The organism is Acinetobacter sp. ANC 4910 (genome assembly GCF_004331035.1).
Classification (GTDB): Bacteria; Pseudomonadota; Gammaproteobacteria; order Pseudomonadales; family Moraxellaceae; genus Acinetobacter.
Map to the genome: position 1 here is coordinate 49674 of NZ_SJNT01000002.1, position 13864 is coordinate 63537.

At 40.8% G+C, this 13864-nt stretch carries 10 protein-coding genes and 8 tRNA genes; 5 read left to right on the top strand and 13 right to left on the bottom strand.

Going from position 1 to position 13864, the window contains the following annotated elements; translation table 11 throughout:
- Window positions 1-54 precede the first annotated feature (54 nt).
- Both E0H82_RS02040 and E0H82_RS02045 read left to right on the top strand, forming a co-directional pair.
- Window positions 55-2793 carry a PepSY domain-containing protein gene (locus E0H82_RS02040; RefSeq protein WP_131262773.1) on the top strand — a complete coding sequence of 913 codons (2739 nt, stop codon included), beginning with the start codon at window positions 55-57 and terminating at the stop codon, window positions 2791-2793.
- A 132-nt stretch (window positions 2794-2925) separates the two neighbouring features.
- Window positions 2926-3711 (top strand): YdcF family protein, encoded by a 786-nt coding sequence (locus tag E0H82_RS02045; protein WP_131262774.1) that lies wholly within the window; start codon window positions 2926-2928, stop codon window positions 3709-3711.
- A 3-nt stretch (window positions 3712-3714) separates the two neighbouring features.
- On the opposite strand, the gene E0H82_RS02050 is transcribed toward E0H82_RS02045, so the two are convergent.
- The 11 genes from E0H82_RS02050 to E0H82_RS02100 all read right to left on the bottom strand — a co-directional run bounded on the left by E0H82_RS02050 (window position 3715) and on the right by E0H82_RS02100 (window position 6364).
- A complete protein-coding gene (locus E0H82_RS02050; RefSeq protein WP_131262775.1) occupies window positions 3715-4176 on the bottom strand; it encodes a DUF2750 domain-containing protein in 462 nt (153 codons plus the stop codon).
- 80 nt (window positions 4177-4256) lie between these two features.
- Window positions 4257-4332: transfer RNA gene (locus E0H82_RS02055), tRNA-Val, on the bottom strand.
- Between the two features lie 94 nt (window positions 4333-4426).
- Window positions 4427-4503, bottom strand: a tRNA-Asp gene (locus tag E0H82_RS02060).
- Window positions 4504-4547: 44 nt separating this feature from the next.
- A tRNA-Val gene (locus E0H82_RS02065) sits at window positions 4548-4623 on the bottom strand.
- 100 nt (window positions 4624-4723) lie between these two features.
- A tRNA-Asp gene (locus E0H82_RS02070) sits at window positions 4724-4800 on the bottom strand.
- Between the two features lie 13 nt (window positions 4801-4813).
- Window positions 4814-4889, bottom strand: a tRNA-Val gene (locus E0H82_RS02075).
- Between the two features lie 21 nt (window positions 4890-4910).
- Window positions 4911-4987: transfer RNA gene (locus E0H82_RS02080), tRNA-Asp, on the bottom strand.
- Window positions 4988-5037: 50 nt separating this feature from the next.
- A tRNA-Asp gene (locus E0H82_RS02085) sits at window positions 5038-5114 on the bottom strand.
- Window positions 5115-5137: 23 nt separating this feature from the next.
- Window positions 5138-5213, bottom strand: a tRNA-Val gene (locus E0H82_RS02090).
- Window positions 5214-5440: 227 nt separating this feature from the next.
- A complete protein-coding gene (elsL, locus tag E0H82_RS02095; RefSeq protein WP_131262776.1) occupies window positions 5441-5947 on the bottom strand; it encodes a cell wall-recycling L,D-carboxypeptidase ElsL in 507 nt (168 codons plus the stop codon).
- A gap of 42 nt (window positions 5948-5989) precedes the next feature.
- Complete coding sequence (locus E0H82_RS02100; RefSeq protein WP_131262777.1) at window positions 5990-6364, bottom strand: YbaN family protein; 375 nt, start codon at window positions 6362-6364, stop codon at window positions 5990-5992.
- Between the two features lie 96 nt (window positions 6365-6460).
- Here E0H82_RS02100 and E0H82_RS02105 point away from each other — a divergent pair, with 96 nt between their 5' ends.
- From E0H82_RS02105 to dapE, 3 genes are all read left to right on the top strand, one after another.
- A complete protein-coding gene (locus E0H82_RS02105) occupies window positions 6461-7363 on the top strand; it encodes a DUF1853 family protein (RefSeq protein WP_131262778.1) in 903 nt (300 codons plus the stop codon).
- A 91-nt stretch (window positions 7364-7454) separates the two neighbouring features.
- Window positions 7455-7595, top strand: a complete 141-nt coding sequence (locus E0H82_RS02110) for an entericidin A/B family lipoprotein (RefSeq protein ID WP_016167063.1) — start codon at window positions 7455-7457, stop codon at window positions 7593-7595.
- Window positions 7596-7710: 115 nt separating this feature from the next.
- The gene (gene dapE / locus E0H82_RS02115; protein ID WP_131262779.1) at window positions 7711-8844 is read left to right on the top strand and encodes a succinyl-diaminopimelate desuccinylase; all 1134 of its coding nucleotides are present in this window, start codon (window positions 7711-7713) and stop codon (window positions 8842-8844) included.
- A gap of 65 nt (window positions 8845-8909) precedes the next feature.
- Here dapE and E0H82_RS02120 read toward each other — a convergent pair whose 3' ends face one another.
- Entirely contained in the window at window positions 8910-9371 is a 462-nt protein-coding gene (locus E0H82_RS02120; RefSeq protein ID WP_116760308.1) for a hypothetical protein, read from the bottom strand.
- 4 nt (window positions 9372-9375) lie between these two features.
- On the bottom strand, window positions 9376-13857 hold the full coding sequence (locus E0H82_RS02125; protein ID WP_131262780.1) for an Hpt domain-containing protein: 4482 nt from the start codon (window positions 13855-13857) through the stop codon (window positions 9376-9378).
- Between the last annotated feature and the right edge of the window lie 7 nt (window positions 13858-13864).

Sequence of the window (13864 nt, forward strand, 5' to 3'; positions counted from 1 at the left end):
AAATCTTAAGCTATAATTTCGTCAATTTTTTCACACTTCCAACACTTGACCATCATGTTGAAAAAAATATTTTTCCAAATTCATTGGTTTATGGGGATTACCGCTGGATTAATACTGTCCATCATGGGCGTAACTGGCGCTATTTATTCTTATGATCAACAAATCCTTAAATGGATCAATACGGATAGCTATGTTGTGCAGGCTGAAAATCGAGACAAGCTGACACCAGCTGAACTCTATTTACATTTTCAGCACGTCGATTCCAATATCCAAATTAACAGCATCACAATTGCGAAAGACCCTACTGCGTCAAGCACCGTCAATATTGTCAAAGAAGGTGCTCGACGCGGCTATAACATGATGGTCAACCCCTACTCTGCTGAAGTTCTGCCAGAAATAAAGGGACAAGGCTTCTTCCAATTTGTGCAGCAGTTGCATCGTAATTTAACCGTTGGTCCTGTAGGTAAACAAATTACGGCTGCATGTACACTCATGCTGATTTTCTTTGTCTTGAGTGGTCTCTACTTACGTTGGCCCAAAAAACACTCAGTTAAACAATGGTTATTTGTTAAGCCCAAACTCAAAGGTCGTAATTTTCTGTGGGATTTACATGCCGTGGTGGGTACGTGGGTGGTGGTGTTTTATTTACTCATGGCATGTACAGGACTCTACTGGTCTTATGATTGGTGGCGTAGTGGCATGTTCAAGGTTATGGGGGTTGAACAACCGAAACCAGAAATGCAAGGCGGTAAACCCGAAGGGCAAGCTCCACGTGGGGCATCAGGTGAACAACGTGGCCAACATGTTCCTCAAGATCGTTCTGATCACACTGAAGGTCGAAATGGTACAGCACGCAGTCAAGCTGAAACGAATGATCGCAATCCAGAATCACGTCAAGCCTTTGATGGTATGAAAGGTAATCCTGAAGCTCGAGAACGTTCAAATAGTGAAACCAAAGGCTCCGAACAACATGCTGAATTCAGTCCAGCACAAATGCAAACGGTACTTTCACAAACATGGACAGGCGTGCAAGCTAAACTTGGACATGACTATTCAACACTGACCTTAAATCTTCCGAAAAAAGCAGATGGCAAAGTTGAACTTGGTTTTGTCGATCCAACCCCGCAACATGACCGAGCACGCAATAAAGCCATCTATAACTATCAAACTGCAACCGTGCAAGATGTTGAATTATATGCAGACAAAAAGCTCAATGAAAAAATCATGAGCAGTATGCTGCCTGTACACCGAGGTAGCTTCTTTGGTCCTGTGTATCACTTCTTTGCAATGCTTGCCGCACTTGCAATGCCATTGTTCTTTGTCACAGGATGGATGTTGTATCTTAAACGTCGCAAGCAGAAGAAATTAACTCAAGCAGCCCGTTTAAGCCATTATGGCATTACTGTAGATCCAAATGCGAAACCTTGGCTTATTGCTTATGCATCACAAACGGGTGTGGCCGAACAATTGGCTTGGCGTACAGCCACCAGTTTACAAGAAGCTCGCCAACCTGTAACCGTCAAAACAGTGCAACAATTGACCCTAGAAGATCTACAATCTGCTCAACAAATCTTGTTTGTTGCAAGTACTTATGGTACGGGCGATGCACCTGATCTTGCTTCTGGTTTTGCCAAGAAAATACTGAATAGTCAAATAGATTTAAGCCATGTGCATTTTGCAGTATTGGCCTTAGGATCGAAAGAATATCCAGACAGTTATTGTCGCTTCGGACATGCCATTGCTGCTTGGCTCAAACAAAACCAAGCACACGCACTGTTCGATACCATAGAAGTCGATAATGCCAACCATGAAGATATACAGCGTTGGAATCATGCACTCGCAAAAAGTAGCAAGCTTGAGCTGCAAGCAATGTACATCGATAAAACATTTGATCGCTGGACCTTAACCCAACGTGATTTATTAAATCCAAATAGTCTTGGCGCACCCGCATTCAATATCGAACTTCAAGCCAAACATGAAGCACATTGGCAAGCGGGGGATATTGCAGAAATTCAACCCGGCAATAGTCCTGCACGTATCGCTGCATTTATGGCGAAACATCAAATTGCACCCCAGACTCAGGTGGAATCTTTAGCTGTTACAATTGAACAGGCGTTATGGGATAAACAACTGAATATCGATGTTGAACCTTTTGCCAACATGGAACATTTGCTTGAGCAACTGCACACTTTGGCTTCACGTGAATATTCGATTGCCAGCATTCCATCACAACAAACACTGCGTTTGGTGGTGCGTCAGCAAAGTGATCTCACAGGTGAACTTGGTCTAGGTTCTGGCTGGTTAACTGCACATACTGAAATTGGACAAGAAATTGCACTCCGTATTCGCAATAATGAATCATTCCACCTCATTGATGACAATCGCCCTATCATCTGTATTGGTAACGGAACAGGCCTTGCTGGACTGATGAGTCTGATTCATGCTCGAGTTCGTGCTGATTACACCCAAAACTGGCTCATCTTTGGTGAACGTCAACGGGAACATGACTTTTTCTACCAAAGCACCATTGAAGCATGGCAAACCACAGGCATGTTGGAGCGTCTAGATTTAGCCTTTTCACGTGATCAGTCAGAAAAAGTATACGTTCATCATGTTCTACGTAATCAAGCAACAGAACTTGTAGCATGGTTTAATCGCGGTGCAGTAATTTATGTCTGCGGTAGCATTCAGGGAATGGCCCAAGATGTCGATCAAGCCCTCATTGATATTCTAGGTGAAAGTACTGTAGAGCAACTTCGTCAAGAAGGTCGCTATCGTCGTGATGTGTACTAAAAAGCAGTAGCATAAAATAAAAAACCGAGCTTAAATAGGCTCGGTTTTTTATTGATCAATTCAATATCATAAGCAGCAATGCCTTAAACTCGGTTACCATTCATGGTAAATATATAAATCCAATTTATACCTATGCAATCAACACCATTAAAAAGACGATTCGCGGCACTCATTGGAACTGTGCTCTTCCTGGATGGGACTTACTTAATCAGTCTCAATAAAATTCATTTAGGTACTATACTGCCGTTGTTGATTGGATTAGGTCTACTGGTCTTTGCAATTTCCTACCCTAAAATTCAAATTTCTATTCATAAAACACCATTGAGAAATATCATCTGGCGTGTAGGCTGCTTAGGTTTTCTCCTTTGGAGCACGAGTGTAGTTTGCTTTTTTGTCTATTTACATCTAGCAACTCAAAACAATACTCAGCAAGCCCCTGTGAAAGCCATTATTGTTCTGGGGAGTGGCATAGAAAACGGGCAACCTTCCGCCACCTTAGCACAACGCTTAGATCGGGCTGCTGCACTGGCAGAACAACAACCCAACGTTCCTCTCATTATGACAGGCGGTTTAGATTTTAGAGAGAAATACACTGAAGCAGAAATTATGTCCAAGTATGTGCAGCAAAAATTCTCTATATCCCCTACCCGTATTTGGCTTGAAGACAAAAGTACCAGTACCGATTTAAATCTAAAAAATAGCCAACCGATTCTAGCTCAGCTCAATATTCAATTGAATGAACCGATTGCCATCATTACCAGTGATTTTCATACCTTAAGAGCTGCCGCGATTGCCCGTAAACAAGGCTATCGTCATATCATTACTGTAGCCGCCCCCACTCCTTTAATTAACCGTTATAATTCATGGCTCAGAGAGTATTTTGCTTATGGTAGTGGCTGGCTCTTCAATGAATTTTAAAGATTAATTCAGACGAATATGACGAGGTAGAGGAAGCTTCATGTCCTGAAATAACTCAGGTTTTTGCATATACACTTGATATAAATAGTTTTTTAAATCTAACAATAGTTTTTCTGGTGCAACCAAAATATTCTGTCCTTCAGGAGTCAAGTCCATCGAAATGGTGGTATGTTCCTTTCTTAGATAGGGAATCAGTTTTTCTACCAAATCTTTGAGACTGATTTCTTTTAATTGATAATCTGCCCAATTATCTCTAATCAACAATTTAGCTAAATTTTTATTTTGCCAGATTGCAAATGCACGTTGCCCTGTTGGGGTTGCACACAATGCCCAACCATCCTGATATAAAGCACTCACAGATCCTTGAGCAACCATATTTTCAATAAATTGCCGATAGATATTCTGCGCGCTCGGGCTAGAATTTTGACTTTTAGATGCAGCTTTACGCTGATAAGGGTTTCTCATATCAATGATATATATTGAATTATTATTGAGTAATAAATTCTATATAAAAGACTGAGCTTAAACAATATGAAGGAGATATATGGTGGGCGCTGACGGGATCGAACCGCCGACATTCTGCTTGTAAGGCAGACGCTCTACCAACTGAGCTAAGCGCCCTGAAGAATAAAAATAGAGACCTATTTTTATTAAATCTAGATAAAGGAGCTTTATCTGGATTAAACATCTTATTCAGGGTAATAAGATATTAAAATGGCGCAGCGGACGGGGCTCGAACCCGCGACCCTCGGCGTGACAGGCCGATATTCTAACCAACTGAACTACCGCTGCAACACGGAATTCTTAAAACCAAAATCCATAATTTGTCAAAATTATGGTGGGCGCTGACGGGATCGAACCGCCGACATTCTGCTTGTAAGGCAGACGCTCTACCAACTGAGCTAAGCGCCCTAAGGCATTAAAAATAGCATCACTATTTTTATGATGCAAGATAAACAACAAAGCTTATCTTTTAAAACACAGCTTGTCAGACTGTAAAACTTCTTTGAAATGGCGCAGCGGACGGGGCTCGAACCCGCGACCCTCGGCGTGACAGGCCGATATTCTAACCAACTGAACTACCGCTGCATCGCAAAGATTATGGTGGGCGCTGACGGGATCGAACCGCCGACATTCTGCTTGTAAGGCAGACGCTCTACCAACTGAGCTAAGCGCCCTCAAAAGCTACTTCGTGTAAATGGCGCAGCGGACGGGGCTCGAACCCGCGACCCTCGGCGTGACAGGCCGATATTCTAACCAACTGAACTACCGCTGCACTTACACAATATCGCATTTGTGGTACAAACAATTATTAAACTCATCAAGTGGCGCAGCGGACGGGGCTCGAACCCGCGACCCCCGGCGTGACAGGCCGGTATTCTAACCAACTGAACTACCGCTGCACTGAGAGTTTAACGTAAAGGCTTGGTGGGCGCTGACGGGATCGAACCGCCGACATTCTGCTTGTAAGGCAGACGCTCTACCAACTGAGCTAAGCGCCCTTAACGTCTTCATCGTTTGTGTGGTGCATTATAGAGAATCCTGACCCAGTGTCAAACGCTTTTCTCACTGTTTTCATAATTTTATGTTTGAGTGATTAAAAAATAAGTGTTTTGCTATAAAAACAAGCAAATTCTGTAAGTTATTTAGAAAATATGCGTATTTTTTACACATAGTTCTATCTTTATTTTCAAACATTTTTAACGCTATATATAAAAATGACGACGGTTTAACTTAAATTTAAAGTTTGTTCCGAAATATAGACCAATGCATTTTCAGGAATCAGTTCAAATAGCTCAATCACATCTTGATTACGCATTCTGATACAACCATGCGACATTGGAATACCCATTGGTTCGCTATCTGGTGTGCCGTGAATATAAATATAGCGATTAAAGGTGTCGCACCCCTCACCTTTATTAAACTGTGGCTCTAAACCAGCAAGCCATAAAATACGCGACAAGATCCAGTCACGTTCTGGAAACTCTGTGGTAAGCGCCTGATCATAGACCTCCCCCGTTTCTTTACGTGCAATAAAGACCGCATTGATTGGTGCAGACTCACCAAACTTTAATGCCACTTGATGCCATCCTCTTGGTGTCTTGCCGCTATTTTCTTGTTCACCAATGCCATTTTTACCCGATGAAATTACATAAAACTTATTATGCTTCGGCAGTTGCAAAGTTTGCTCTGCCAAATCTATTAAAATATCTGCTTGTTGTAATGAATATTGCATTGAACTGACCTAAATAAAAGTGCAACTTGTTATAAGCATAATCTATCGTGCTTCACTCGAAGTGGGTTCTGGGCGCGACCATAACCAAATCGCGACAATCAACATGGTCAAATCTGTAAAGACTTTGACTGCAAATGGGGCGGTTGTGAATAGCATCAACGCACCACTAAATAACATCATGATCGATGCAATCCATTTGGCTTTGCGTGGCACAGTGCCATTTTCACGCCAAGCACGTAATGTTGCGCCATGTTTGGGATGATTCAATAACCAATCATCCACTTGCGGCCAACCTTTTGAGGCTGCCCAAGCAGCTAAAATTAAAAATACTGTTGTTGGCATACCTGGTAGTACAGCACCAATAAAGCCAAGGATGACAAAAAGCACCACTAAACTTCGCCAAAACAATATCTTCATCTTCAAGCCCTAATCCAGAATTGCGCTAGTATAAAATGTTTTTACACTTTATCCTTTTTAAATTCTGTACATTATTCTGCCATTTCGGTTTTCACTATGTTTTTGACCTTACAACAAGACCATCTTTTTGAACCATGGCTGTATTTTAAAAATCCACTGGTGCGGCAATTGGCTTTTAGCCTTGCAAGTCCCAATATTCTGCGCGCTTATCCCGATCAATTTGAGATCCAACAATCATTTCAATTACATACTGAGCTTATTTGGACACAATATTTTCATCTTTACCAAACACGATTACAATATTTAGATCAGCATCCGACTGAATTAGAAGATTTTTTAAATCAATTAAAAAGCACTCGACTCGGATTACGCTTTGAAATGTTCATTTGGTTTTGGTTACGTGATGATGATTATCATCCTTATGAGCTTTTAGGTCATAGTATTCAACAAATTGCCGGCTCGAAAACTTTAGGTGAATTAGATTTCTTACTTAAAAATACGCAGACCAATCAAATTGAACATTGGGAAGTGGCTTTAAAATATTATTTAGCAGAATGTGATTTTTCTTTTCCGCATTGGTATGGGCTCAATCGAACAGATACATTAAAGCGCAAATTAAACCATTTTACCCAAAAGCAATTTCAATTTTATCAAGCACTTAATCACGTAATACAACAACGCTTCGTTATTCTAAAAGGTCAGCTGTATATTCCTTTACATGCAACGACACAGCAAATACCACACTGGGTGAATCAGCACCGGAGAATAGGCTTGTGGGGCTATGATGCGATTCCTTACGCTGCATCACCTTATCGTTTACAGCGGCATGAATGGCTTTGCCCTCACGCATCTGCAACCAGCATAACACCACAGCTCTGGACAGATGGCCTGTATTGTTATTTGGATAAAGATGGAGAACAAAACTTTTATATGTATCGTAACCGTCCTTTGCTACAGCATTACACTGAGCCGCAAAATAATGCCATATACATTCTTTAACTTTTTTATAATCAAATCATGGTACTGTTTATGCTGAATGTTTTTTAATCTATATTTGTTCAAGATAATAATTCATGTTTTGGAGAACACTATGAAAAAAGCAATTGCGATCTCATTACTACTCACTTTTTTTCTCGCAGGCTGTAATACGGTCGCAGGTGTAGGTAAAGACGTTTCCAAAGTTGGGGATGTCGTTACAGATAGTGCGGAAAAAAGTGCAGACAAATTATAATCCCCCCAAAGAACATCAAGACCTTATCAAAACGATAAGGTTTTTTTATATCAAAACTCCCTTTATTGATTCGATTCGCCTATCATAGCAGCAAATTTTTCATTTGCTTTTCTGTATGAATCACTCTGAAACACTCGAACTTAGTCTGCAATTACTCCGCCAACCTTCTGTTACGCCTGTCGACCATGACTGTCAGAACATTATGGCTGAACGTTTAGCAAAAATTGGTTTTAACATTGAACCTATGCGTTTTGATGATGTTGATAATCTTTGGGCGCGTAAAGGGACTGAAGCTCCTGTTTTTTGTTTCGCAGGACATACAGATGTGGTACCAACAGGCAACTTAAATGCTTGGCATTCAGAGCCTTTTATTCCAGAAATTCGGGATGGTAAGCTCTATGGTCGTGGTAGTGCAGACATGAAAACTGCATTGGCTGCAATGGTTGTGGCATCAGAGCGATTTGTGACTAAGCACCCAAATCACAAAGGTTCAATCGCATTTCTAATTACCTCTGATGAAGAAGGTCCTGCAGTTAATGGAACTGTCAAAGTCATTGAAACGCTAGAAGCTCGCCAAGAGAAAATGACATGGTGTCTTGTGGGTGAACCATCAAGTACGCATCAGTTAGGTGATATCGTAAAAAATGGGCGTCGTGGTTCATTAAATGCAGTACTCACAGTCAAAGGTAAGCAAGGTCACGTGGCTTATCCTCATCTTGCGATTAATCCAATTCACATGGCGTCTAAAGCCGTTGCAGAACTGTGCGATACCGTTTGGGATCATGGGAATGAGTATTTCCCTGCAACTTCTTTCCAAGTTTCTAATATTCAAGCAGGTACAGGCGCAACCAATGTCGTTCCTGGTACGATGACTGTGACATTTAACTTCCGTTATTCTACAGAACTCACTGCAGAAGAATTGAAAGCACGTGTCTTGGAAATTTTAGATCGTCATGGTTTAACATACGAAATTCAATGGACACATTCAGGTTTACCATTCCTAACTCCAGTCGGCGAATTGGTTAGTGCAGCTCAAAATGCAATTCGTAATGTGACTGGTCGTGAAACTGAGTTATCTACGAGCGGTGGTACATCTGACGGTCGTTTTATTGCTCCTACAGGCGCTCAAGTACTTGAACTTGGGGTACTCAATGCCAGTATCCATCAAATTGATGAGCACGTAAATGTGGCCGATTTAGAGCCTTTAGCTGAAATTTATGAACAGATTCTGGAAGGTTTATTGACTTAACATTTCTGATCAATCAAACAATAAAAAAACCCATGTTGAACATGGGTTTTTTTATTGAAGCCTGACTAATTGATGCCTAAACTGGTTTGAATCTGTACAACATTAGGCACTTGGAACGTTTGTTCACCCATTCTCACGTACTGAAACACCATTGGATCAGTGACTGTCATTTCTTCGTCAACCACCTCAGAAATACGAACACGCACAGATTTCGGCATTTCATTACACATCAAGGCAAAACGCTGATCGACTTCATCACCTTCAATCACCAATGCAACACCCGTTTCTTTTGCAGGATCATTCACTGCATAAACAGGTAATTTCACATCATGCCACTCCACTGAAGAAACATGTGTCTGGCTATCTAATGCTGAAAGCACGATATTTTGTGGCAATAACATTGCCACTTTGCCATAGCACTGAATGATGTAAGCATCAATAAATCCAGTAGAAACTGTAATAAGATGATGTAACTCTTGCTGACTAATTTGGTCTAAAACCGATTTATTCGCGATTTTCTCACTCATCAAATTACCCCTGTTTCACAGTCAAAAGACTTTCTATGTTATTCAACAATTCAGCCTCTTGGAATGGTTTGCCCATGTAGTGAGTGACTCCCAAACTAAATGCGCGTTCACGATGCTTTTCACCCGTACGTGATGTAATCATGATAATAGGCAATTGCTTATGAACTTCATGGTGGCGAATCAAGTTCGTCACTTCAAATCCATCCATACGTGGCATTTCAATATCCAGTAGCATTAAATCTGGTTTGACGTTTTCTAACTGCTCTATAGCATCAACACCATCTTTTGCAGTGACTACATCATAACCTTGTCGTTCTAACAAGCGTGAAGTCACTTTACGTACTGTAACCGAGTCATCCACAATCATAATTAAACGACGTGTATCACTGTAACGGTATTCACGTTGGTCATGACCATGTTTCACACGTTGTGTGGTTTGCACTTGACGGGCAATATTTTGACCATCCAGAATCAAACACACTTGACCATCACCCAGAATGGTTGCACCAGCAATTGCACCAATTGCTGCAAATTGCTGACCAATTGGTTTCACCACAATTTGTGCACGTGATCCAATCAACTGATCAACCAATAAGGCAATGGTTTGACCACTATTGCCCTTAATTAACAGCACAGGCAACGAATGAGCAATACTGCTTAAACGCGGTAAAGGCTGGTTGGAAACAAATTCCGAAATATAACGCAACTTATAGCTTTGATTATCAATCTTGAAATAATCTTCTTTACTATTGAAGTAAGTTTCTAAAGTTGCTGGTGCAATTCGAACAATACGCTCAATGTGTGCCAACGGAAGTGCGAATTGCTGATCGCCAGATTTCACCATTAAGGCGTCACTGACAGCCACAGTCGTTGGAACGCGAATACTAAAACTTGTTCCTTTTCCAAGTATTGAGTCTACAGTGACATGACCACCCAACGCTTTAATCGAGCTTTGCACGACATCCAAACCAACACCACGTCCAGAAATTTGGGTAATCTGCTGTGCCGTACTGAAACCTGGATGGAAAATAAACTGTAGAATCTCTTCTTTTTCAAGTGATTGATCAGCTTTCATCAAACCTAAAGAAATGGCTTTTTCTTTGATTCGATTCACATCAATCCCTTTACCATCATCATGGAATTCGACTACAACATCTGTGCCTTGACGGCTAATGTTGAGTTCAATTTTTCCAATTTCAGGCTTGTTTGCCGACTGACGCTGTGCAGGATCTTCAATACCATGGTCGACAGCATTTCGTAACATATGCTCAAGCGGGGTTACTAAACGCTCAAGAATTGTACGATCCAATTCCCCTTCAGTATTATTGACAATTAACTCAGCAGGTCGGTTTAGCGTTGAAGCTGTCTGGCGCACAATACGTTGCAAACGAGGTAATAAACGTGAGAATGGCACCAAGCGTGTTCGCATTAAGCCTTCTTGAATTTCGGCCTGAATACGAGATTGTTGTAATAACAAACCTTCCGTATCACGAATTTTTTCAGCCAAAGTACTCTTGAAATCGACCAAGTCCGAAGCAGATTCCGCCAAGGATTTAGACAACTGATTTAACGATGAATATTGGTCCATTTCCAATGGGTCAAAGTCGGCATATCGACCAACTTCACTGCCGTGTTTGGCAATAATTTGTGACTCTAATTCACCTTCCATTCGACGCAACTGGTCTGCAAGACGCTTAATCGCCAATTCCATTTCATTCAATGTATTGCCTAATTGACCAAGGTCCATTTCAATACGTGAACGGTTAATCGAATTTTCACCCGACAAATCAATCATCTTCTCAATCAAATCTGCTGAAATTCGGATCATCTCATTCGATTGATCATTGGCTCCAAAGCTTTCCCACTCGCCCATCATTGCAGGTGGTTCTGCTCCATCCCCTTGAATAAATTCAAAGCTTGGTGCAGTAATCTGCGTGTGACTAGAGTTATTACGGCTTGGCAATTGAACAGTGACATCTGCATATTCAATTGCTTCCAAGCCCGCTTTTAAACTATCGAAATTAGTATAATCATGGTCAAAAATTGCATGTCTTAACCATGTAATCGTGGTTTGTAGTAACGGATCGTAAACATTTGAATTGAAGTGATGAACTGCAAACTGTTCAAAAGCACTTTCTAAACGATATGCAATAGCCCCGACTGGCTCAATTTCAGCCATGCGCGCACCACCTTTAAGGCTATGTGCTGCACGTTGCAATTGAAGCAATAAACTACGGTCACTACGTTGCTCTGACCAATTCCGCAGCAGCTTTTCCATGGTATCGAAAATTTCTGCGGCTTCTTCGTAGAAAGTTTCTTCAACAATTGAGCGTACACTCTCATCAAGTGCTAAAGATTCAACTTGAAGTGATGGCTCAACAATGTTCGATTGTGATACTGGTTCAACCCAATCGGAAGTTTCAGGTTCTTCTTCAAACGAACTGACTTCTGTGCGTACAGGCTGTATAGCAGGCGGTTCAATGGTTGTAGCTTCGTATGCAACCACGTGTTCAACAACAGGTAGTTTTTGTTCTTTAACCACTTCCGTATCTGTAGATACTACAGACCCCGCAACCAAAGCTTGAATATTATTTAAAATATCAATCGCTTCTGGAGCTGGATAATCAACTTTTTCTTCTCGAATGGTTTGAATACGATCGGCAATGTTGTCTTGAACCAAACGAACAATCTGAATCAAAGCAGGAGATGCTTGAATTTGCTGATTGATAATACGCTCATAAATGGTTTCTAATTCATGTGCAATTAAACCAATATGCGTCGCTTGAATCATGTTTGCACCACCCTTTAGGGTATGCAAATAACGCATTAAATTATTCAATGCCGCCGTATTAGATTGATCACTGCTCCATGTATGAACATCCTGATCCATCCCCATCAGCAACTCATCAGCTTCTTCGAGGAAGATATCCAACAGGTCTTCATCAAATTGTCGATTGGCTTCATCGACATCCACTAATTTCGCATCACTGTGCAAGCGTTTTGACAAAGTCGCAAAGTTAACGGCAGCGACCTGATGACCAGATTCTGTCGTTAAATCTGCTTCAGGCTCAGAAGTATTTTCTTCAGATAGGGTGTCCTCAACTGAATCAAAAATTTCCAGATCTTGCTGTACAAATGCCGTTAAGTTTTGAAGCACTTGCTCTACTGGTGCAGATAAACTTATGCGCTGCCCAGCAGCTAAAGTATCAAACAGATAGATAAATTCTTGATGCGCCTGAGCAAATAACTCATAAGCATAATCAATATTGAGTAATGTCGGTTTAGCTAAAAGTGTTTGATAACATTTATCTAAAATCTGAATAAAATCATGAATCCCTTGTGAAGCACGATTATTGGTATGCTCGGCGAGTAAACTCGCCTTTTGACTTAATTGCTCGACATAAGTAGGAAATTCATTCTTAATCCGTTTTTCAAATTCAAGTTCTGCATCCAATAACAGATCAATATCTAATTCAATTAATTGCGATACTAAACCTTGTGGATTTGCACTAGATTCAAACTCTTCTTGATTAAAGCCGTAATTTTCCCATGCTTGATTAAATGTTTGATCAATTTGACTTAAGTTTTCGACTTTACCCTGACGTAAAATATGCAAGAAGTCTCGCACAAATTCTGCATACTGAATGAGCAATGCTGTTTCATTTGAAGTTGAAACAATCTCTTCTTGTAAAAGCGTCTTAAATAAATTTTCAACTTTAGAACTGGCATCAAAAATTTGCTGGATGTGCGCCATAGATGAACTTCCTCGCAAAGTATGCAAGGCACGAATCAACCCATTATAATCAGGTACTTCACCAGCTTCTTGTTTTAAGAAGTGATCAATCGTTGCAAGATGTTCTTCTGCTTCTTCAATGAAAATTGAAGTGGTCACTTCTTGCAAATCACTAGATTCGGCAGATAGCTCTTCTTCCACCAAGACAATATCTGCTTGAGCAGCATCCAATTCCAGTCCAGTCAAATCATCCGAAGATCTGAGTTGATCTGCTAAAGATAATAACTCTTCAAGTGCAGGTTCAATTGATCGCCCCTGTTGTAGCTCTTGCCCCAATAGAACCAAAGGTCTTAAATCAATTTCTATCGGTTTGACCGATTTAAACTGCGGATAAAGCTTAAACTGAAAAACACGATAAACCGTTTCTGCAAATTTCTGGATCTTAAGCTCTAAAGGAACAGAACCAAAAATGACACGATTTAAAGTATCTTCGACAGCCCAAGCCACTTCACCAGCAGACTTTGCCCCCACCATACGACCCGAGCCTTTCAACGTGTGAAAATGGCGTCGAATGGTCGTTAAAGTATCCTGATCAGAAGGATTTGCTAACCACTGTTCAAAAACAGTATCTAATTCTTCAAAAATTTCTTCAATTTCTTCTACAAAGATCTCTAGAATTTCAGCATCTTGTTCAAGATAACTATCTTCTGGAAGCGTTGTCGTATCGACTAAATTTTTTAATATTTCTTTCATAGCTTTG

Bases quoted from the DNA above. Each gene is read 5' to 3' on its own strand.
- E0H82_RS02045 (WP_131262774.1), top strand. From the start codon at position 2,926: ATGCAATCAACACCATTAAAAAGACGATTCGCGGCACTCATTGGAACT.
- E0H82_RS02100 (WP_131262777.1), bottom strand. From the start codon at position 6,364: ATGAAGATATTGTTTTGGCGAAGTTTAGTGGTGCTTTTTGTCATCCTT.
- E0H82_RS02110 (WP_016167063.1), top strand. From the start codon at position 7,455: ATGAAAAAAGCAATTGCGATCTCATTACTACTCACTTTTTTTCTCGCA.
- elsL (WP_131262776.1), bottom strand. From the start codon at position 5,947: ATGCAATATTCATTACAACAAGCAGATATTTTAATAGATTTGGCAGAG.
- E0H82_RS02050 (WP_131262775.1), bottom strand. From the start codon at position 4,176: ATGAGAAACCCTTATCAGCGTAAAGCTGCATCTAAAAGTCAAAATTCT.
- dapE (WP_131262779.1), top strand. From the start codon at position 7,711: ATGAATCACTCTGAAACACTCGAACTTAGTCTGCAATTACTCCGCCAA.
- E0H82_RS02105 (WP_131262778.1), top strand. From the start codon at position 6,461: ATGTTTTTGACCTTACAACAAGACCATCTTTTTGAACCATGGCTGTAT.
- E0H82_RS02120 (WP_116760308.1), bottom strand. From the start codon at position 9,371: ATGAGTGAGAAAATCGCGAATAAATCGGTTTTAGACCAAATTAGTCAG.
- E0H82_RS02040 (WP_131262773.1), top strand. From the start codon at position 55: ATGTTGAAAAAAATATTTTTCCAAATTCATTGGTTTATGGGGATTACC.
- E0H82_RS02125 (WP_131262780.1), bottom strand. From the start codon at position 13,857: ATGAAAGAAATATTAAAAAATTTAGTCGATACGACAACGCTTCCAGAA.